Origin of the sequence: Anoxybacillus sp. FSL W8-1294, assembly GCF_037965005.1 — a bacterium.
GTDB classification, from domain to species: Bacteria; Bacillota; Bacilli; order Bacillales; family Anoxybacillaceae; genus Anoxybacillus; species Anoxybacillus flavithermus_G.
Map to the genome: position 1 here is coordinate 1,443,509 of NZ_CP150179.1, position 21,745 is coordinate 1,465,253.

18 protein-coding genes and 2 pseudogenes are annotated in these 21,745 nt (G+C 39.5%); 7 read left to right on the forward strand and 13 right to left on the reverse strand.

Going from position 1 to position 21,745, the window contains the following annotated elements:
• Positions 1-157: 157 nt before the first annotated feature.
• Positions 158-1,387 carry an IS110 family transposase gene (locus NSQ23_RS07690; protein WP_339170721.1) on the reverse strand — a complete coding sequence of 410 codons (1,230 nt, stop codon included), beginning with the start codon at positions 1,385-1,387 and terminating at the stop codon, positions 158-160.
• A 666-nt stretch (positions 1,388-2,053) separates the two neighbouring features.
• Positions 2,054-2,497 (reverse strand): annotated as a pseudogene (locus tag NSQ23_RS07695) (LysR family transcriptional regulator); the annotation flags it as partial.
• Positions 2,498-2,620: 123 nt separating this feature from the next.
• Between NSQ23_RS07695 and NSQ23_RS07700 the strand changes: the two are divergent.
• The 4 genes from NSQ23_RS07700 to NSQ23_RS07715 all read left to right on the forward strand — a co-directional run bounded on the left by NSQ23_RS07700 (position 2,621) and on the right by NSQ23_RS07715 (position 8,433).
• On the forward strand, positions 2,621-3,553 hold the full coding sequence (locus NSQ23_RS07700) for a DMT family transporter (protein ID WP_171700750.1): 933 nt from the start codon (positions 2,621-2,623) through the stop codon (positions 3,551-3,553).
• Between the two features lie 252 nt (positions 3,554-3,805).
• Positions 3,806-4,666 (forward strand): oxidoreductase, encoded by an 861-nt coding sequence (locus tag NSQ23_RS07705; protein ID WP_339174163.1) that lies wholly within the window; start codon positions 3,806-3,808, stop codon positions 4,664-4,666.
• 226 nt (positions 4,667-4,892) lie between these two features.
• Positions 4,893-5,690: an ABC transporter ATP-binding protein gene (locus NSQ23_RS07710; protein WP_339174165.1), complete on the forward strand. Its 798-nt coding sequence runs from the start codon at positions 4,893-4,895 to the stop codon at positions 5,688-5,690.
• A 61-nt stretch (positions 5,691-5,751) separates the two neighbouring features.
• Entirely contained in the window at positions 5,752-8,433 is a 2,682-nt protein-coding gene (locus NSQ23_RS07715; protein WP_339174168.1) for a helicase-related protein, read from the forward strand.
• A 499-nt stretch (positions 8,434-8,932) separates the two neighbouring features.
• Here NSQ23_RS07715 and NSQ23_RS07720 read toward each other — a convergent pair whose 3' ends face one another.
• A complete protein-coding gene (locus NSQ23_RS07720; protein ID WP_244463840.1) occupies positions 8,933-9,436 on the reverse strand; it encodes an IS630 family transposase in 504 nt (167 codons plus the stop codon).
• Between the two features lie 26 nt (positions 9,437-9,462).
• On the reverse strand, positions 9,463-9,993 hold the full coding sequence (locus NSQ23_RS07725) for a winged helix-turn-helix domain-containing protein (RefSeq protein ID WP_042536414.1): 531 nt from the start codon (positions 9,991-9,993) through the stop codon (positions 9,463-9,465).
• Positions 9,994-10,208: 215 nt separating this feature from the next.
• Here NSQ23_RS07725 and NSQ23_RS07730 point away from each other — a divergent pair, with 215 nt between their 5' ends.
• From NSQ23_RS07730 to NSQ23_RS07740, 3 genes and pseudogenes are all read left to right on the forward strand, one after another.
• On the forward strand, positions 10,209-10,913 hold the full coding sequence (locus NSQ23_RS07730) for a phosphodiester glycosidase family protein (RefSeq protein WP_042536415.1): 705 nt from the start codon (positions 10,209-10,211) through the stop codon (positions 10,911-10,913).
• A gap of 99 nt (positions 10,914-11,012) precedes the next feature.
• Entirely contained in the window at positions 11,013-11,396 is a 384-nt protein-coding gene (locus tag NSQ23_RS07735; protein WP_032101750.1) for a hypothetical protein, read from the forward strand.
• Positions 11,397-11,937: 541 nt separating this feature from the next.
• A pseudogene (locus NSQ23_RS07740) lies at positions 11,938-12,762 on the forward strand (FAD-dependent oxidoreductase); the annotation flags it as partial.
• Positions 12,763-12,785: 23 nt separating this feature from the next.
• Here the strand turns inward: NSQ23_RS07740 and NSQ23_RS07745 are convergent.
• The 9 genes from NSQ23_RS07745 to NSQ23_RS07785 form a co-directional block, all read right to left on the reverse strand.
• A complete protein-coding gene (locus NSQ23_RS07745; protein ID WP_339174173.1) occupies positions 12,786-14,870 on the reverse strand; it encodes a DNA topoisomerase 3 in 2,085 nt (694 codons plus the stop codon).
• 672 nt (positions 14,871-15,542) lie between these two features.
• The gene (locus NSQ23_RS07750) at positions 15,543-15,737 is read right to left on the reverse strand and encodes a hypothetical protein (protein ID WP_006318467.1); all 195 of its coding nucleotides are present in this window, start codon (positions 15,735-15,737) and stop codon (positions 15,543-15,545) included.
• Positions 15,738-15,856: 119 nt separating this feature from the next.
• Complete coding sequence (locus NSQ23_RS07755; RefSeq protein ID WP_231106962.1) at positions 15,857-16,024, reverse strand: hypothetical protein; 168 nt, start codon at positions 16,022-16,024, stop codon at positions 15,857-15,859.
• A gap of 25 nt (positions 16,025-16,049) precedes the next feature.
• Positions 16,050-17,954 (reverse strand): VWA domain-containing protein, encoded by a 1,905-nt coding sequence (locus NSQ23_RS07760; RefSeq protein ID WP_339174180.1) that lies wholly within the window; start codon positions 17,952-17,954, stop codon positions 16,050-16,052.
• Between the two features lie 10 nt (positions 17,955-17,964).
• Complete coding sequence (locus tag NSQ23_RS07765; protein WP_230456253.1) at positions 17,965-18,786, reverse strand: MoxR family ATPase; 822 nt, start codon at positions 18,784-18,786, stop codon at positions 17,965-17,967.
• Between the two features lie 196 nt (positions 18,787-18,982).
• Entirely contained in the window at positions 18,983-19,246 is a 264-nt protein-coding gene (locus NSQ23_RS07770; protein WP_003397198.1) for a metal-sensitive transcriptional regulator, read from the reverse strand.
• A 61-nt stretch (positions 19,247-19,307) separates the two neighbouring features.
• On the reverse strand, positions 19,308-19,682 hold the full coding sequence (locus tag NSQ23_RS07775) for a helix-turn-helix transcriptional regulator (protein WP_003397201.1): 375 nt from the start codon (positions 19,680-19,682) through the stop codon (positions 19,308-19,310).
• A gap of 160 nt (positions 19,683-19,842) precedes the next feature.
• The gene (purU, locus tag NSQ23_RS07780; protein WP_339174186.1) at positions 19,843-20,742 is read right to left on the reverse strand and encodes a formyltetrahydrofolate deformylase; all 900 of its coding nucleotides are present in this window, start codon (positions 20,740-20,742) and stop codon (positions 19,843-19,845) included.
• Between the two features lie 93 nt (positions 20,743-20,835).
• On the reverse strand, positions 20,836-21,654 hold the full coding sequence (locus NSQ23_RS07785) for a formate/nitrite transporter family protein (RefSeq protein WP_004890446.1): 819 nt from the start codon (positions 21,652-21,654) through the stop codon (positions 20,836-20,838).
• Positions 21,655-21,745 lie beyond the last annotated feature (91 nt).

Consider the following 21,745-nt stretch of genomic DNA (forward strand, 5'->3'; position numbering starts at 1 on the left):
CATGTTGAAAGTCCTGCGGTAATATGTCAAGGTGAAAAATCATCGAAATTGGAAATTCGATTGTCCGATGACCCGAAAAAAGGCAATACTTAAGAAGCCCAGTCTTGTCTTATGTCATTAACTGGGTTTTAATGCAAAATCAGTTAGATCGATACCCCTATCGATCTTCCCCCTTTCTTGGCGTGTAGATTTGACCGTTGCGTAGCAGCGCATCGATCACACGCACGAGTTTTCGAGCGGTGAGGACGAGGGCTCGTTTGTGTTGGTGCTTTGGTACTTCCTCATACTTCTTCCGGTAATAGGTGCGAAACGACGCATCATGCCGTTGTACCGAGTTGGCAGCCTCCACTAGGTAGTAACGGAGATAGCGATTGCCGGAACGAATGAGGGAAGTCTCCTCGGCTTGGAACCGACCGGACTGGTGCTTAGACCAAGTCAAACCTGCATACTTTGCTAAGGCGGCTTGGTTGTCAAAGCGCTCGATTTGTCCAATTTCGGCTAAGATGCCAGCGGCGTAGACCGGACCAATGCCGGGAATCGTTTGTAACGTATTTGGGATGCCTTCCAAATGGCGAGTAATCGCTTTATCTAGCTCTTTAATTTGCGCTTGAAGGCTACGGATGGATTGAATTGATAGCCCTAAAAGCAAGTCGATGGAATCCTCGACACATTTGGAAAGCCGATACGACGAACGAGCCGCCTTTTGAATGGACTTGGCGATGCATTCCGGATCGGCAAAGCGATTGCGTCCTTTTTGGCGCAAGAAGTCAGCGAGCTGTTGCACGTCCATCTGACTGATTTCGTCTAAGCTAAACGACTCGAGAAGAAGCTCTAAGATGGCATGTCCGAACACGGAGCTGTCCACCTCTTGGGTAAAGGAACTGCACTTGTAAAACAAGTGTTGGAGGAAGTACTGCTTTTCCCGAGTCAGCTGATGGACGAGATGATAGCGCATGCGCGTGAGCCGTTGAAGGGCGATAAACTGTTCTTGCATGACAGCTGTCACTTTCAAACGGCCAAAGCGAAGCCGATCGGCGATGATCCACGCATCGATGCCGTCCGTTTTATCCAAGTCAGTGTACGCTTCTTTAAATTTGCGAATGAGCTTTGGATTGATGGTAAACACCTTGACATTCCAAGACTTCAGCTCCTCCTGTTGGTGGAAAAACATCGCTGGATGCCAGCTGTAGACCGAAGTGGCTTCCATCCCGATGAGAATTTCGGATGGTTGGCGCTTGTTGGCCCACAGGAGGATTTGATCGCGAAGGAAGGTCGCGCCAAGGAGATGATTGTCCACCTTGAATTGGGCGCACGTGTTTCCTTCTTGATCCATGATACACGTGTATAAGTCCGTTGAGCTCACGTCAATCCCGACGTAGAGTTTCATGAGATCACCTCCAATCGTAGTAGGATCGTGGGGTTGGGACTCTTCGGGATGCCCCCGGACCGCGCCTGTTGACCAGTCACCCTCGCATATGAGAACTCACGTTGGGCCATGGGCTGCCTGGAAGCTGCTCCTTCCAGCATGGGAAACCAACGGGAACAGCCTGCGGGTTAGAAGTCCGAACAGGAGCCGGGGAGACAGACTTTCTAAGTAGTCAAAGCTACAGGAGAGAGAAGAGTGTCCCCGATGATCCTAAGACCATTATCCAAGAACATCGCGAAAAGTCCAACCCCGATGTAGTGCCATCCACGGGGGAGGGGCGCGCCCCTCCCCCGTGGGCAAATCACTTACACATATGCGATTGTCAAGGAGCATATCCAACTGGAAATTCGATTTAAAAATCTTTCTAAACATACTATACGAGGAGAATGAAAAATGAAACAACAGCAAACAAAAACAAATATAACATGGACGGTAGATGACGATTAGTTTTATGCGACAAGAGTTGATCAGTGGATCAGCTCTTTTTTCTTTACAAAATCTTTACTTGATTATATAATTATATAATAATTTACGGATGAAGGAGGGAGTATTATGTATCACATCGAAGAGGCGGCAAATATGTTAAAGCTATTAGGCGACAAAACAAGACTCACGATCATGGCTATATTCATCGAGAATAATAGCTAAATCATATTTCCCTTCCTTTACTCCTTCGACAAGCCGATTGCAAATGTTTTGTTGCAACAGCAAATTTACTCTCGGATACTTTTGCTTAAATGCTTGTAAATAAGGTGGGAGATAAAACCCAGCGACTGACTCAATCGTGCCAATTGATAAACTCCCAGCGAGCTCCGTTTGCTCAGAAAGACTTTGTTTCGCCTCATCAATCAAACTAACAATCTTATTTGCATATTCAAGTAGTTCCACTCCAGCAGATGTCAGTTTAATTTTCCCGCCCCAACGTTCAAACAAAACAACACCAAATTCCTCTTCTAGCTTTTTTATCTGTGTTGTCACACTCGATTGGGCGTATCCTAACATTTCACCAGCTTTCGTAAAACTATTCCATTTCGCTACCTCACGAAATGTATGCAAATAATCAAGATTCATACTCCCCAACTCCCCATCAAAAATATTGATGAACGATATCAATTATTATCAATAACACCTATGACCAAATACTTGTAAAATTGATTATAACAGAAATGTAAAGATAAACGAGGGGGATATTTCATGTCAACAAAAAATTTGAACACGTATATACTTTTATTTTTAACCACTACCATTTGGGGTGGTGCCTTCGTTGCTGGAAAAATCGCAACGACGACTTTACATCCGGTGTCAGTTGCTTTTTTTCGCTTTTTCGGAGCTAGTTTGATTTTATTTCCGCTATTACATTGGAAAGAACCAAATAGACCCATCCCTATAAAAAAAGACTGGGGAGTGTTAGCACTTCTTGGCCTAACAGGAGTATTTTTATATAACATTTTCTTTTTTATCGCTACAAAATATGCACCAATTGTCAAAAGTTCATTAGTCATTGCAGTCAATGCACCGCTCATTACGCTTTTATCTGCGTTGTTTTTAAAAGAAAAATTGAACAGAAGAAGCGTACTAGGAATGTTTCTTGCAGTATTTGGAGCTATATATATTATTACAGATGGTCATCCTTCTGTGCTTATTGACATAGGATTCTCCCCAATCGATCTCGTGCTAGTGGGGGCATGTCTTAGCTGGAGTACATACTCTGTCATCGGAAAAATCGCGATGAAAAAGTTTAGTCCTCTTGCGGCAACAACATATGCAACAGGTTTTGGGACGCTATTTCTAGCGCCGTTTGCGCTATATTATACTTCCTTCGCATCCATCGAAGCGAGCGGATGGGATGTTTGGTTGAGCGTTCTATACGTTGCTATTTTTGTTTCAGCGATCAGCTTTGTTTGGTGGTATAACGGCATTCAAAAAGTAGGTGCTTCAACCGCCTCTGTTTTCATTAATGTCATGCCTATTTCTGCTACTGTGATGGGTACGATGTTTTTTAATGAACATTTGACATTCACTCATATTATTGGCGCAGCGTTTGTCTTTAGTGGTATTTTACTTAATATTTACAGCAAACAAGAAAACGTGTTGTTTTCTCTCAACAAAAAAGAAGCAAACACATAAATTTTTGTAAATCGTGACGTTTCTTCTATCGATGGTATTTTTACATGAAAGCATGTCGTCTATTCAAATGATTGGGGGACTGATTGTGTTGAGTGGAGCTATGCTTGTTGTCACAACAAAAGAACTTAAACCAAAGAAAAAATCGACCTCTATCAGTGCGTGATGGGGGTCGATTTTTCAAAATGGCAGGAATATTGCCCATCGTTATCTAATTCCAATAAATGTTTCTTTATAGTAGCGAGGAGGATTGTTGTGAACCAAAATGTAAACTCCCCGTCGGTGGCGCTAGTGACAGGAGCCTCAAGCGGGTTTGGGCTACTTGTAAGTATTGCACTTGCGCGCGAAGGATATCAAGTCGTTGCTTCGATGCGAAACATGCAAAACAAAGAAATGATTACAACCGTGGCGTCTGAAGCCGGCGTGTACGATCGGATAGAAGTCATATCCCTCGATGTCACCGATTTCGCTACGGTGGAATCGGTCGTGAATGATGTAACTAATCGCTATGGACGAATCGATGTATTAGTTAACAACGCAGGGTTTGCCGTTGGTGGTTTTGTCGAGGAACTCTCAATTGAAGAGTGGGAGCGTCAATTTGCGACGAACTTTTTTGGGTTAGTTGCCGTCACAAAAGCTGTTTTGCCGATTATGCGAACGCAACGTAGCGGTAAGATTATCAACATTAGTAGCATTAGTGGACGAGTCGGTTTTCCGGCGATGGGGCCATATGTCGCTTCAAAATTTGCTGTCGAAGGATTTAGCGAATCGCTTCGTTTAGAAATGTTGCCGTACGGAGTACATGTCGTCTTAATCGAGCCTGGGTCATTCAAAACAAACATTTGGTCGAAAGGACTTCAAGGAGTGTCCGTCCGTTCAGGTTCGCCATATGAAAAAGAAATGGAAACCATTATGCAATACGTGAATCGAGTAGCTAAAACAGCTCCACCTCCTGATGAAGTCATTAGGCAAATAATCAAAGTCGTCCAATCGTCGACTCCTCGTTTGCGCTACCCCGTAGGGAGAGGGGTCACATTGACGTTAAGACTGAAAAACTGGTTGCCATGGAAGTGGTGGGAATGGATTTTCCTGAAAACGTTTAATAAACAGAAATAAGCACAATCTTCATGTAGAGCTATAGAAAACATACATTTGGAAGTAGGAGTTTTGTCAATTTTAGCGAAATGATGTGTAAAATCGTTGGGGATTGATCAACAAAATGCTTTAGACCAAGAATTAAGCAGGTGGCGAAAGAGATGGGAAATGTTTATTTTTTCACCGGATTTCCGGGATTTATTTCGTCGATGTTGCTTGAGAAGTTTGTAAAGAAGGGGGAAGAGGAATGATTGTTGAGATGAAAAATGTTTCATTTATTAGAGAAGGGCGCGTCATTCTAGACCGTCTACATTGGGAAGTGCAAGAAAATGAACAATGGGTCATTCTCGGGTTAAATGGTTCAGGAAAAACATCGCTACTTAATATTTTATTAGGTTATGAATACCCATCAAAAGGAGAAGTTTCCGTATTAGGGCACCGATTTGGAAAAACAAATTTGCCAGAACTTCGCAAACACATCGGGTTTGTAAGCAACTCGTTTGAGAGATTTCAACCTACATTAGAATCGGAAACGGTGGAAGGGGTAATTGTTAGCGGAAAATTTGCTTCGATTGGGCTGTATGAGCCTGTCACAGTCGAAGATTTTCATCAAGCCGAACAATGGATGAATGTCTTTCGAATTGGTTACTTAAAAGGAAAAACGTATCGCACCTTATCGCAAGGAGAAAAGAGAAAGGTACTGATTGCTCGAGCACTAATGGCAAAGCCAAAGCTACTCATACTGGATGAACCAACCGTAGGACTAGATATGTTAACACGAGAAGAACTTTTAGCACTCATTAAAGACGTTATCATGAAAAAAGTATGCCACGTGTTATATGTCACACATTATATTGAAGAAATCATCGAAGAAATGACCCATGTTTTATTATTAAAAGATGGAAAAATTATAGCAGCCGGACAAAAAGAAAAAATACTCACTGACGATTATTTGTCAGAAACGTTTCAAATAGATGTGCACGTCCGTTGGGAACATAATCGGCCGTGGGTATCGATAAAAAAAGCCCTGCACTTCAGTAAATAGGAAAATAAAGGAGGACGAAAGGCGTAAAATGAATGAGAAAAGGGAGGAAAATTTCACTTCAATGTCCGTAAAGAAGCCAACAAATATACTAGAGAAATTACAAGCGCGATTAAGTCATCGGTTTGCGATTTTGGAAGAAGACATCTTTCATCTTATAAAAGAAGAATTGGTGTCGTTAGAAATTACGCCCGAACCTTTTCGTACAGTAAAGGACGTTTGGGACGATATAGATCTGTATTGTTTCGATGAAAATTTATTCAATCGATGCGAAGAGAAAATACAAACGTTTCTTTATGACCTACTTGCTGATTGTGTGAGGGAATTAGGAGTGGACGAAGTACGTACGTATCTCATCACCCAAGGGTGGTCAAATGAGGTAGAAGAAATGGACATGGAAGACCTTATTTATGGGGTAAATGAGCTATTAGACTGGGAAATTGAAGAAATCACATTGGATTTGCTTGAGCATTTTGGCCAGTATGAATTGTCATTTCTCTATCGCAAAGAATATCCGTTTCAACAGTTATGTAAACAAATAGAAAAACCAGTGGATTTGCATTTTTTGAACAATGCTCTATCTTCTTGGTTATTTGCAAGAAAGGAACAGATAAAAAAACAAATTCAAGAGGAGTACGGGGAAATGCTGTTAGATGATTCATTAAAGATAACAGCTTTTTCGAGCGAGAAGCTAGTACAAGCCTTTTTTGGTGTGGTGGATGAAGAACACCTAGCACAAATAGTTAAATACGTAGAAACAGAATTGACGAACGAAATAAAAACTCGCTTCCAAGCCTTTCTTGCCATTCGTCAAACATCTATATGGAAAGTTTGTGAATCCATTATTGATCAACACGTAGGCATATGGCTCCATGAAGTAAAAAAAGAAGCAAAAGCCCTGTACGATGAATGGGAGGAGCTCTGTCGCTTGCTCGAGAATAGTTGTTCTAAAGAGATGATAATAATTCTTGATAAAATGCGGCACTATCCGACTTTTATAAAAGAAGTGGATAAAAAACGAAGAACGAAAGAGGAATACGAAGCGATTTTATCTAAAATTGCGTATACGTATGTACAGTTGCTAAACGAAAAATATCAATGTTCAACAGAATGGAATCCACAGAAAATGAACCGCTGGTTGAGTACGTGGTTTACATCAATGGAGGAATTTGAACGCTCGTTTCTTCATTCTAAAGAGTTTAACCGCCACTTAAAGGCGATAAGCAAGCAAATTTTTGACCACCCTTTATCACTTTCCGCTTCATCGGTTCACAAAAAATATGTCGTTCATGTCGGTCCGACTAATTCTGGAAAGACATATGATTCGATGCAACGGTTGCTTCAAGCGAAAACAGGGATGTATTTAGCCCCATTGAGATTGCTTGCGTTAGAAAAGTTTGAAGAGATGTGTTCCCACGGTATTGCATGTGCCTTAATAACAGGGGAAGAAAGAAAAAATGTACATGGCAGTACACATATAAGCGCAACGGTCGAGTCGGTGAATGTCAACGAGGAATTTGAAGTTGTCGTTATTGATGAATGTCAATTATTAGCGGATGAAACGAGGGGGGCTGCTTGGGTCAAAGCGATTATCGGGGCGAAAGCGAAAGAAATTCATTTGGTTGTTGCACCGCATGCTGTTGGCTTGCTTCAAACACTGCTAACTTACCATCAGTTTGATTTTGAAGTAATCGAACACAAACGTACCACTCCACTCATTTGGGAAGAAAAGGATTTTTCTTTTCCAAATGACTTGCAAAAAGGAGATGCACTTATTGTTTTTTCAAAAAAGAACGTTCTCCATGTTGCCGCTTCACTCGTAAAACGAGGATATAACGTCTCGGTTTTGTACGGAAGCATGCCTCCTGAAACAAGGAGAAAACAAGTCAGGCAATTTCGGAAAGGGTTAACCGATATATTAATAGCAACCGATGCTATCGGCATGGGAATGAATCTTCCTATTCGAAGAGTCATCTTTATGGAAAGTAAAAAGTTTGATGGGAAAGCCGTTCGAACGTTAAAAGCAGAAGAAGTACAGCAAATCGCAGGACGAGCAGGAAGAAAAGGAATATATGAAGAAGGGTTCGTCTGCGCTATGGTAAATCGAAAAAAAATAAAAAAGTTGTTAGAGGCGCCGGTAGCTCCTATTGAATATAGTTTTCTCCCTATATCAATCGAATCACTAAAAAAATTTCCTTACGAATCATTCGATTTATTCAAACGGGCATGGAGCTTTTATCAAAACGAATTAAAAGAAACGCCTTATCGTGTTCGTGAAATAAGCGAATGGGAAAGAAAAATGTTCGTTTTAGAGAAAGCATTGAAAAAGATGAAGCTCGAACTTCCTCTTTGGAAGAAATTATCTTTCTGTTTCGTTCCGTTTTCAATCGAAGAAACGAAGATAACAGATTGTTGGCTAACGATGATTAGAGAATATTTAACGGAAGGGAAGGTAGCTCTGCCGCCTATCCTTACGTCGGTCGATGCAATTGATGAATTGGAGAACGGCTATAAACAGCTTATGTTATTTACGTCATTTGCTTATTCTCAATCGTTGTCTTTTAACGAAGAAGAGGTTTTTGAACTAAAAGAAAAAATTTCTGAAAAAATATTTGAAGTACTATCTAAACATTTGATACGCTATATGAAAAAATGTAAAATTTGCAATCAGGAATTGCCTTGGGATTTTCCATATCCACATTGCCATCATTGTCATGAATATATGTATGTGGAGATGTCTTTTTAATTTGCTGCTTATCTTTCTAGGAGAATTTTTCATCCTATTTCGCGCAGGAGACTCCCACTTCAACGACCAAAGGGAGTAAGTGGGAGAGGAATGCGCGTTCCCCCTTTCTTTTGTGTATGATATAATAAAGGCGTGGAGAAAACCGTTCAATAAAGGCACTCCAATAACTGCTACTCGATGTATGGAGTTGGTTACAGGAAACGTTGTAACCGTAAAACATCGAGCGTAGGTCCGTCTGTTGTGTGTGGAAGCCAAGTACTGCCAACAGACACACCGAGAGAATCGGTAACGATGCAGGCATGACCTGCGTCGTTGGGTAGTCGTCAACCTGCCCCTGATGCAACCCCAAGTCAAGGAAGGAGGACGAAGTCCGTTTGCACTTCTGGGGAGTTGCAAGCCCTCACTTCAAGCGTTAGCTAAGTGGGGGTAGTTGACAAATGAACAATATAAAAACTTATTTCCTTCTATATACATCCAATTTAAAATTTTAACCTCTGGTTCACGCAGTACACCCGATGCGGCGCAACACCTCATCCGGGTGTTGTAGAACGTACTGTTCAAAACGAGTAATGGATTGGGCAATATCGTTTTGATCCTTGTGAAAAACGTTGGCAATCACTTCATCTTTCAACCACTTCCACAGCCGTTCAATCGGGTTCAACTGTGGGGAATACGGTGGCAAAAAGATGAAATGAAAAGCATCGCCTTCCTCGCCATCAAGAAAGGCTTGTACCATCTTGGCATGATGAATACGCGAATTGTCTAACACAAGCACGAGGAATCGATCGGCATATTTCTCTTTCAATCGGCGCAGAAAGTAGAGGAAGGTTTCGGCATTGGCGGATGATGCACGATGAAACACTACATCGCCTTGTTGAACATCGACGGCGCCAAAAATAGAAACGTGGGCGTGGTGACCATAGCTTGGCACTTGTTTTTGATTTCCTACTTCTGCCCATGTCGTACGAAGCGCTTGATACGCACGAACATGCGTTTCGTCCACATAAAACATAGTGACGTTCTCGGTGATTAGTTTTTTTTTATAAATTCGAGTTCCTTTTGAAAAGCAGCTTGATGTTCTGGATTCCCTTTCACAAGCTTATACGTCGGACGTGTCCATGACAAACGAAGACGATGCAATAACTTACGAATGCCTTCACGTGACATCGAAACGCCATAGGTATGTTGGATGTAGGATTGTAAAATACGCGTGTTCCATGATGAAGCAATGCCCCAGCCAGCATCCGCAGGTGTAGTAGTTAACACGAGTTGTCTAATTTCTTGTTGTTGTTCTTCCGTCAGAAATGGCACGCGACCAGGCGGCAACCGACGATCGAGTAGATGATCGAGCCCTCCTTCATTAAAACGTGCAACGTAGAGGGCAACAGATTGACGGCACAGATTGACCATTTTGGCCACATCTTTGCCAAGATGACCTTCCATGACGAGACGAACAGCGGTCACCCGAACGCGAAGCGAAGCATCTTTGATTTTCCGTTCTTGTTTCCGAAGTGTTCGAGGCGTCCAACCGTGATCATTTGTAATTTTAAGACGTTTCATGTCATTTCCGCTCCTTTTACACATGAGTATTTAGGAGCAGTATAGCCATGGAAAAGGGTGTTCATACAGAAGTCATTACTTTAAAGTGCATGTATATAGATTTGTTTGTGTTGTTACTTACATTCTACAGGAAAGGTGCTCTTTTTTCTATGTTTTTTATGGATATTATTGGTTAATCAACACGCCTGCAAACTTAAAATTAAAGGAGTGTTATTATGTCTTATTCATTTTCTATGAAAACTGTTACTGATGTAGGGAATCCTAATGTTAAATACAATTACGCTGTAATTACAACTGAAATTGAGAATGCAAAACCAGAAATTATTAATAAACGACTTATTGATGTACCGCATATTGGTATTAATGGTGGTTTCTTTGAAGGTAGTTACACTAGTCCTCCAACATCATTGAAATCTATTAGCTTTTGGAAGGGTGATACAAAACAATATCAATACAATGGGACTTCATCAAATCAGATTTCTCGTAAAACATTTATTTCTTATTGGCAGGATGGGCGATATAGAGCTGACTATCGATATGTAAAAAATTTAAATGAAGCTTTGGGTAATTATCCAGCAGGTTATGTTAAAGCTGTAATAGGTGGGAATGACTATAATTTAGATAGTTGGGGTTCTACAGCTTATTATGTTGCTTTGAATCGTACTGTTTTAGCGTGGGATAATGCGAAAGGGAAAGCTTATATGATTGTTACCCATGACAGAAATGTAAATATTCCTGTACTTAAAAATCATATGACACAGATGGGATTTAACCCTGTAAATTCAATTGTGTTGGATGGTTCTTGTTCGAGTAAAATGCGTGTTCCAGTTGGTGGAGTTGTTAAATATTATGGCTGCGACACTGAAAATCGTTATATCGGAAATATGATTCGTGTCTATGGAAGTGACCATTTCGGTTAATAGAAAGGGTATAAGGTTGAGATTTTATATAATTTTTTCTATAATTATTTTTATAAACCAGTCTAGACTGGTTTATAAAAACTAATCGAGGTAGCTTAAATGAAAAAAAGTTATAAAGTAATGATACTTTTATTGCCGATAATAGTAGCTTTAGTTACTACGTTAAGCGTTCAATTCATTGAGGGAACTTTGAAATCGGAGTTACTTCACTTTACGATGTTTGAAAATCTAATGATGTTTACAATGATCTTTTTAACAATCTATTTATTTACTATTGCTTTTGTAGTACCTATTAATATTTATATAACTAAGAAAATTGATAATAAATTAATATCATTTGTTTTATTTAATATTGTAGGTTTAATTTTAATAGGTTGCGTTGATATTTGGGTATTAAAAAATTTTGAATTAAAGTCTTTGTATCTAATTTTCCCACTATTTGCAGTTCTATCTTTGTTTCAGTCGAATTCTAAAAGTGTTTAACAAAATATATATCAGAGAAGGATGACCGATTAGAGTTGTCCTTTTTTGTTTTATAAAAACGTTCAGATTTTTTAGGAAAAAACTAGGGTCCTGCCGACAAACGGCATTTATCTATACTTAGGACTAAAAAAACCTTGATTTGATAAGGTTTTTACATTAAGGACATGTGAACAACGTATTATTCTTAAAATCGAGTCTCCCTACACGAATTCTACAACAGATCGTTGCCATGAATGCAACAAGAACGCCTTAAGGCGTTCTAATGAATTAAAAGGCATAGGTTATTCAAATAAGATTAATTAATTTTAATGCCTTCTCGTTATCAAGTATTCAAAAAGTGACTTTTTACTCTATTTTTCGTCTCAATAAATTCCTTAATGTATAATATTTGTGTTTTGTCGGTAGGATCTCTTATTGAAAAAGATTATATTGCCTCAGTCTGTAATAAAGCCGATGATTCCTTAGCGTAGGAACAATCGGCTTTTTTTATGTCGAAATTTGCTTAGCGTATGTTTTGCGCTTTTTGTTGGTAGGACCCCGTTCTGAAGTCACATTGATGCAACGGAGCCAACGACTATTAAAAACATATGAGCCAGAAGTTTCAGAGGCGATGACAAAAGCGCTCACGACTCAAGGCATCCACCTCCTCACAGGAGCGTCCTTTGAACGCGTCGAACAAGACGGAAACGTCAAAAAAATATATATAGAAGTCGATGGAAAAAAACAGGTGATCGAAGCGGACGAATTGCTGATTGCCACTGGGAGAACACCGAATACTGCAGCGTTACGTTTAGAAGCGGCTGGGGTGAAAACGGGTTCGCGTGGCGAAATTATTGTTAATGACTATTTACAAACGACAAATCCGCGCATTTACGCAGCGGGAGATGTCACACTCGGCCCACAATTTGTTTATGTCGCCGCATACGAAGGAACGATTGCCGCAGCAAACGCCGTTGGTGCCCAAAATAAAAAAGCTCAGCTTGACACCATCCCAGCGGTTACATTTAGTTCTCCGGCGGTCGCAACGGTTGGACTAACGGAACAGCAAGCAAAAGAAAAAGGATACAAAGTAAAAACATCTGTTTTGCCGTTAGAAGCTGTCCCGAGAGCAATTGTCAATCACGAAACGATCGGTGTCTTTAAACTAGTGGCAGATGCAAAAACAGGGAAATTGCTAGGAGTCCACATTGTAGCAGAACATGCGGGAGAAGTCATTTATGCAGCGACACTCGCGGTCAAACTCGGCTTAACGATAGACGACCTTCGCGAAACGCTCGCGCCGTACTTAACGATGGCAGAAGGATTAAAACTAGCGGCGTTAACGTTCGACCAAGATGTCGAAAAATTATCTTGTTGCGCAGGATGAGCCACTTCCATGCAGAAGCGGCTCTAGTTTTTTTTCTTATCTAACGCTTGTTTTAACAAATCTCCTAAGCTTGTACTAAACGAATCATTCTCGGCACTATATTTTTTCAGTAGTGCCCGTTCTTTTTGCCCAAGTTTTGCTTTTTTCTGTTCTTCTGCTTTTTCAATAACATTGCAAGGGCGGCATTGGAAGTAGACACCTGCTTTTCCTTCATGAATTTCCATCCGTTTTTTGCATTGTGGGCAGCGACGATGCGAAAGCTTTGGATCTTTTCGTTTTCGGAATCGGCATGTCATATTCGAACATACGAGCATGCGACCTTCTTTTGTCACTCGTTCTTTTAAAAACGAGCCACATTCTGGACACATCGAGCCAGTTAAATTATGGGCGCGATACGTTCGATCGCTCTGTTTGATTTCCGCCACTAACCGCTCCGTTTGCTTGCGGATGTTTTGGAGGAACGTTTTCGGATCACCATTCCCGCGGGCAATTGCTTCTAATTCTTTTTCCCACTTTGCGGTCAACTGTGGCGATTTTAATTCCTCGTTCACGAGTTCAATTAATTGTTTTCCTTTCGGTGTCGGATAAAACCGTCCGTTTTTTCGTTCGACCGTTTCCGTTTCGACGAGGCGTTCAATAATGTCAGCCCGCGTCGCTGGCGTACCGAGTCCGTATTTTTCCATTTGTGACAACAGGTCGGCTTCGGAATAGCGAAGAGGCGGTTCTGTTAGCGCTTCTTTTTTCTCTAGCCTAACAGAAACCGTTTGGCCTTTCGTAAAAATAGGGAAAGTCATTTTCTCTTCTTGCTTTTCTAGAATGCGTCGAAACCCGGCGTTCACTACTCGCGTTTCGCGCGCGACAAACGTTTCGCCGTCGATTTCAAAAACAGCTTGAACGGTTTCATATTCGCAAGCTGGATAAAAAAGAGCCAAAAAGCGACGAGCGACCAAGTCATATAGTTTTCGTTCATCAGCAGAGAGCTTGCTGATGTCAAGCCGTTCTTCTGTCGGAATAATCGCATGATGATCTGTTACTTTTTCGTTATCAAAAACTCGTCGAGCCATCACTTTTCCCTTATTCTTTAACAACGGGATAACTTCGTCTACATATCCAGATTTCATTGCCTCTAGCCGCTCAAACATCGTGTTTTCCATATCGGTTGTTAAATAGCGCGAATCGGTGCGCGGGTAGGTGACGAGTTTGTGTTGTTCATATAGCCGCTGCAACACGCTTAACGTTTTCTTCGCTGAAAAGCTAAATCGTTTATTTGCGTCTCGTTGCAATTCGGTCAAATCGTAAGGGAGAGGCTGTGCTTCTTTTTTTATTTTTCGCGCAACAGAAATAACCGTCGCTTGCTTGTTTTTTAGCTTTTCATATAGCTGTTCCGCTAGTTCTTTCGAAAAAATTCGTTTTTCCCCGTTACGCTCCCAAACAGCAGGAACAGACCCGACGTTGGCATGAATCGTCCAATATGGCACCGGTTGAAACGACTGAATTTCTTTTTCCCGCTCGATGATCATCGCAAGCGTCGGTGTTTGAACACGACCTGCAGAAAGAGGTTCATTGTATTTAGTCGTTAACGCTCTCGTCACGTTTAACCCAATAAGCCAATCAGCTTCTGCGCGACAAACAGCCGATTCGTATAAACGCTCAAACTGTTTTCCTGGTTTTAAATGTTGAAATCCATCCCGAATGGCTTGATCAGTTTGGGACGAGATCCAAAGGCGAAGGAGCGGCTTTTTCCAACGGATTTTTTGCAAAATCCATCGTGCAACAAGTTCGCCTTCCCGTCCGGCATCGGTGGCAATGATGCAGTTTTTAATGTCTGGGCGTTTTGCTAGTGTTTCGATAGCGCGAAACTGATGGCTCGTTTGGCGAATGACGTTCAGTCCCGTTTTTTTCGGAATAATCGGTAAATCTTCCAGCCGCCACGTTTTATAAGCGGGATTATAATGTTCCGGCATTTTCAATTCAATTAAATGCCCGAGCGCCCATGTGACAATATAGTTCGGTCCTTCCAAGTAATGTTTATGTTGTTCCCGACACCCAAGTACGCGGGCAATTTCCCGCGCCACGCTCGGCTTTTCAGCAAGAACAAGTGATTTCATCCTATTTTCCTCCTAAGTGCTAGACTACTTGTTCAGTATAGCGGAAAGGGGAGAGGTTTGCACACTTGACACTTCAAACGAAAAAAGGATTGCAATAAAATGAGATAAGATTGCCAACAACCTTTAGTCGTCGTTATCGTTTCCGCTACGATTGGGACGTTAATTTAGAAGGGGAGCCGTGCTCATCGATCCGTTAATAGCTCATAAGATTAAGATCGGGATAAAATGAAGAAAGCAAGGTGAAATCCACTGTTGCAAAGTTTATGTAAGACACGGAAAAGGCAATTACCAAAGGATATAGTGCGATTTAATTCGATCTGAAAAAATATCATCAGAATGCCCAGATGATTTTGAGCATAGTTTTGAGCATAGGATGAACAACATAAAAATAGCGGATTATACGACAAATATTCCGACGCGTAGCGACAAACGAATCTTAACCGTGAAAGGGCAGTATAAAATGCACCTTTCTTTTTTTATGCGTTTTTAGTTTACATAACATAAATTATAGGAAGTTGAACAAATTGTATCTCATATAATAAGTAAACTTTTATTTTTGAGACGGAAGAAAAAATTATAAGCCCGCAGCTGCTCATAAATACAATACGTTAGTAACTAGCTACGGGCTTGTGATGAAACAAACACTATATAATCCGTCCTTTCTTATGTCACTTATGCGATATCTTCATTATAATAGCGAACGCCTTTGTATTGAATACGGATCGGAATTTGTTTTTCTTGTTCATACTGGCGACACAATTTTTTCGCTTTTACACACGCATCCATCATGCCATCTGCAATAATGGCTTCTTCCCATACAACTGGTTGTTGGTGATGTGTACTAAAAGTGAAGATGTACTGTTTCATACACATCCTCCTCTCTCAATTTATTTATATATTCATTATAATCATTTCGTTTATTATTATAATGCAAACCTGTATTACAAAAAAGATTGAAACTGTTACAACATTGTAAACTTTTATACTCATTTTCCAGCAACTTTTTTCATTTGTTCTTCTTCACGAATTGGCCAGCATTCAACACTTTTTAACCCCTCGATATCATCAGCATAGAATACTGGATTTTCTCCGCGTTTCCGTTTTATCATATAGTCATCAAGCTTTTTAAAAAAAATTTTTTTGATGATTAACATAAAAACACCCACCATTCTGGGTGTTTTACAATTTATGCAGCAGTAATTTCTTTAGCAATGGGGCTAAAAATATTGGTAATTGCTCTACGTTTGGAACGAGTACACTATAATGTCCATATATATTTTCAATCGTTTTTTGTTGACTTTCGCTAATTATTCCATTCGCCAAAAACACATTTACTACTTCAATTCCTAATTTTCTCGCTTCGGTAACTGCCTCGTGTGTATCTACAATCCCATTTTGATCATAGCCGAAAGCAGCTGGTTCCCCATCCGAAAAGACGAGTAAAAATTTTTGTTTTTCGTTTCTTTTTTGCAATTCTTCTGTCATTAATCGAATAGCCAAACCATCACGATTATCTTCTTGTGGCTCCAATTGCATAATTCTTGCCCCATGATCTTTTCTTAGAGAATCATCAAAATCAATAACAGTTTGAAAATAATTAGGTTGATAAGACGATGTAGCGTCGTTCGTATCCTCCCAAAAACCAACAATTTTATGCGGAACGCGAAGCGCTTTAAGAGATTCGTGAAATAAAATAATTCCTTTTTTTGTTTCTTCCATCTTGTCATACATCGATGCAGAACAATCGACAAGCAAAACAAAAACAGCATCTAATAACGGGGATGTTTCGTGTTTTTTATAGAATAAACGCGGATGTTCTTCTGTAAAAAAGCGTAATAGCTTTTTATTTAAACGACCTGCATGTAAATCTGTACGTGGGTGCATTTTTTTATGTTCAAGCACTTTTTCAATGGATTGTGTCAATTTTTTTTGATATGGCGCAATTACTCCCTGGTTACGTTCATACTGTTTAGTTTGCTCAGTTGTCGGTGGCAAAGCATCCACAAATATCGGCTTAGCATAACGATTTTCTTTTCCGTATTCATACTCGGAACGTCCAGAAAGTTCGTAGCGATGCTCTTGTTGTTCTAAATGCGTATAATCATTATGTGTTGTTTTTTGTGATGAACCATGCACTATCCCAAGAGATTGGTCTCCTGCTTCCCCTTGACGAACCCCTTCCCCGAGCAAGTCAGTCTGTGAACCTTGTTCGAGATCAAACTGTAAAAAACTATTCGTCATATCGCTTGTTTCACGATGCCATGTATGCATCGTCTCTTGAAAAATATCTTCATTTTCCGATTTCTTATCAAGTACATCATGATTTTTCAATGGATCTTTTCGTCGGATATCTTCCCTATCTTGTTGCTGATTAACGTAAATATACTCCGGGAGATGAAAATACGTGTTTAGCATATCAGTATCCAACAATTCATCTAACACATCTATAACTGTAAGTACAATATGTGAAATATGAGCGGTTGATTTTGCATCATATACATTTCTTATTTCGCGCTCAACAAATGGAAGAGCTAAACGTAAACGTTCAGGAAGAAAAATATCGTTTACGGGTTGTTCCGCTGTTAATAGTAAATATAAATAATTAAACAATGCATCTGTATAAACGCTTTTTATCATATTCACATTCCATTGAGTTTCGAAGTAATGGCGATATACATGTTTCCGAATAACGAACGCTTTTTTTGTACCAGGACGTACATGCCGACATATATCTTCTAACCGCATGTCTTCAAGCAACACAAACAATTGTTTAGCAAAGTTTGGGATACAATATGATTTTATTTGGTTAAGAAAAAAAAGGATATCTTCGTCATTTGTATGATAAAAATTTCCGATCGTGCGCAAAAACACATCGCTTTTTAATCCATATACGTACTGTTCTTTTGGACGGTTATCCCAAAAGTAACTGACAACGACTTTTTTATGTTGCCGATCAAGATACGACTGATAACCGAACTCGAGCTCCATTTCCTCATCTTTTGTTAATGTTTTCACTAAATCAGATAGCTCCATAAACAAAAAAGAATCAACTTTTTTATCATTAAACATAATAAAACGGTTCATGTAACCACCCTCATTCATCAAACAACGTTTCGGCTAAATTGCGCACCGCAGCTTTTTCCCGCTCGTCTTCTAATTTCTCGACGATCGCCCGTTCAATGGCGCGTCGAGGTGGAATATACACCGCTAAATCACAAGCATCGATCAACGCCCGAATGGAAGCAGCTTCTTCTGATACATATCCTTGCTTCACTTGAACAATTAAATCTGCAGATAGTGTAACAAAACGATCTAATAACACTTCATTTGTTAGCTTCGTTTGTTGTTGTAAAATACGTTTTAATGCTTCACCTTGGACGTACGGCACATCAATGACAACAAAACGGTTTTTCAATGCTTCATTCAATGGTACTGTTCCAACGTATCCTTCGTTAATCGCTGCAATGACGCCAAATGTCGGCTTCGCTTTAACAACTTCCGCAGTAAATGGATTTGTAATCATTTTTCGATAATCGAGTACCCCGTTTAAAATCGGTAACGTCTCCGGCTTAGCCATATTAATTTCATCAATATATAGCAGATGCCCTTTTGTCATTGCTTGAATCACAGGCCCGGGGATAAATTCAATTGTTGCTTGCCCATTTGTTTGTTGAATCGTCTTGAAACCAAGCATCGCCTCAGCATCTAAATCAATTGAACAATTAATGCTGTGCATTGGCTGTCCAAAGAAAAGCGATAACGTTTCAGCTAATTTTGTTTTTCCGGATCCTGTCGGCCCCTTTAACAACACATTTTTCCCTAGGGCCAAAGCAATAATTGCATCGTATAAAATAGACTCATGAGCGGGTGTATATGCCGTATATCCAGTCTGTTCGTCTATGTTATTTTTAAACATCTCTCTTCTTTCTTTAATGATCGCTTCAATCGTTTCTGGTAGTGTAAATGACTGTGTATAAATCATGATGTCATTCCTCTCTATATTTTTATACGTACGTATTGTACAAAAAACAAATGGATTTGTACAAACAAAAGAATAGTTTAACATAATTATATTATGTTAACAAATGAATGAGAAAGGGAGCCACTCGGCATTATCGACTTTTGACGAGTAGCTCTACCGCTTCTTGAATAAGTTTTTCACTTTCTAATGATCCTGTTTCTATATCCTTACGAATGCAACGCTCTAAATTAGCACTTACAACAACCGCAATGGCACGATCAACAGCACTACGAATAGCTGACAATTGAGCAACGACTTCTTTGCAGTCTTTCTGCTCATCCATCATTTTTAGTACGCCGCGAACTTGTCCTTCAATTCGTTTTAAACGGTTCTTCACTTGATTATCATATGTCATATTCATCAAACCCCTTTTCTTATACCCTTATCAGTATATTAAATGAAATATAATTCTTTTGTCAACTAAAATTATCTTTGATCGCTTTACGGATAAGCGCTTCACAACGATCAAGTTCTGTTTTTAATTGTCGCTTATACAACTGGGCTTTCTTATATCCTTCCTCAGTAAAACGATAATAAACAACTTCTTGGTATTTCATCCCTTCTTTTTTCTTTTTTACTTGTTCTAAAATGCCATCTTCAATCAAATCATGTAGCGCTTTGTATACTTCTGAATGATTCGGGCGATATCCAAATGGTTGAAACTCTTCACGAAGCACATCTAACAATTTCAACCCATACAATCGTTCCTGTTCAGTTAAAGTAATTAAATATAACTTTAAAAATGCGCGTTGCTTTAATAAAAATCCGCTCGGTTTTCTTTTTTCACTCATTTTTTCTCCTCCTTTCATATGACACTTTCTTCACTTAAAAGAAAATCCCTTCTCCATTTCCATTATAATTGAACATTTTTATTTTTATTCAGTTTTTATTTAGAACATAGTTTTATGATATCAATTTTTTGTAAAAAAAAAGAAGAAGGTTCCCCCTCCTTCATTTAAAAACAATTGTTTTATTTTCATGAATAATGACACGGTCTTCTAAATGCCATTTTAGGGCGCGGACAAGAACCGTTTTTTCGATCATGCGCCCGATTCGCTTTAAGTCTTCTACATGATGCTTATGATCCACCCGCTCGACATCTTGTTCAATAATTGGGCCTTCATCTAAATCATCTGTTACATAATGAGAAGTGGCACCGATCAGTTTCACTCCGCGTCGATAAGCTTGCTCATATGGTCGTGCGCCAACAAATGCCGGTAAAAACGAATGATGAATATTAATGATTTGTGCTGGGAAAGTTGCAACAAAATGCGGTGATAAAATTTGCATATAACGTGCAAGCACAATGACATCCACATCGTGTTCCTTTAATAGTTGGATTTGTTTTTCTTCCGCTTCCTCTTTTGTTTCTTTTGTTACCGGTATATGATAGTATGGGATTCCAAAAGACTCTACCGTTTCTCTCATTTGCTCATGATTGCTAATAACTAGAACAAAATCTGCAAGTAATTCACCCGCTTGCCACTCCCATAGTAACTCTAATAAACAATGCTCTTCTTTTGAAACAAATATGGCTACTTTTTTCACATGTATATGTAAGCTCAATCGCCAATTCATCTCAAATTGTTGTGCAATCGTTGCAAATTCCTTCTCTATCGTCTTTTTTCTTTCTAATATATTCGGAGCATCGAACTCGATTCGTAAAAAAAACGTACCTCCCTCAGGATCTGTCGAATATTGACTGGATTCCACAATATTAGCTCCCTTTTCGTACAAAAAAGTAGTGACAGCGGCCACAATGCCTGGTTGATCTGGGCATGAAATAAGCAAGCGTGCTCGCTCTTTATATTTGTTCATAAACTTTTGCACATGTTTTTGTTGAAAATACATCATAACTCCCCCCATAGACAGAAAAATGAAATAAAATAATAACTTTTATTATAACAAATAAAAAAATAGTCGAGAACATATCCCGACTATTTTTTACTTATTCAATATTTTTCTTACTCCAAACGCCCCTTTCCACACAGGCGTAGATTGTTTATTAGATGAAAGATATGTGTATAACGCCCCCATAAATAATGAGCCACCAATGATATTCCCAAGCGTTACAGGGACGATGTTATGGATAATCCCTGCTACATGAATTGTATCTGGATGCTCGACAGCTAAAGCAAGTGAAAAAATAACAAAGTTTGCAATAGAGTGTTCATATCCGGAAGCAAAAAAGACGAAAACGATTAAAATCATCGCAAACATTTTTGCCATATCTTCCTTCATTTGCATTGGAATAAAAATAGCTAAACAAACAAGCCAGTTACATAAAATCCCTTTGACAAACAATTGTATCGTTGTTGCGTGCATTTTTTTCAAAGCAATTGCAAAAAGTAAATGATCCATCGGAATGTCATGAAAAATACCTGACTGTGCAATCAAAAAGGCGAAGAAAATCGCACCAAGCAAGTTGCCGCTATAACACGCCACCCAGTTACGAAGCGTGTCACCAATCGTCGTTTCTTTTTGAAGCGTACTTACAGTAAAGTACATCGTATTCCCTGTAAATAGTTCTGCACCGCCATACATAATCAACACAAGGGCAATTCCGAAGAAAATACCGCTCACTAAATACGTTACAGGTGAATGCGCCTCATAAAAGTATTGTCCGATACGTACGCAAAGAACGAGAGCAAAACCAATGTATACACCTGCCAACGCAGCACGAATCATATATTGAAGAGGCGTTGTTTGCAAAATGGAGCGCTTCTTTAATGCAAGCTCTTTACATGTTTGTAAAGCTTCCATTGTTTTCTCACTTCTCTTTCTTTTTTGTGATGTTTTTCACATTTATCCTACCCCTCTTCGTTCTATTTTTCAATGCATTTGTGTAAATGTT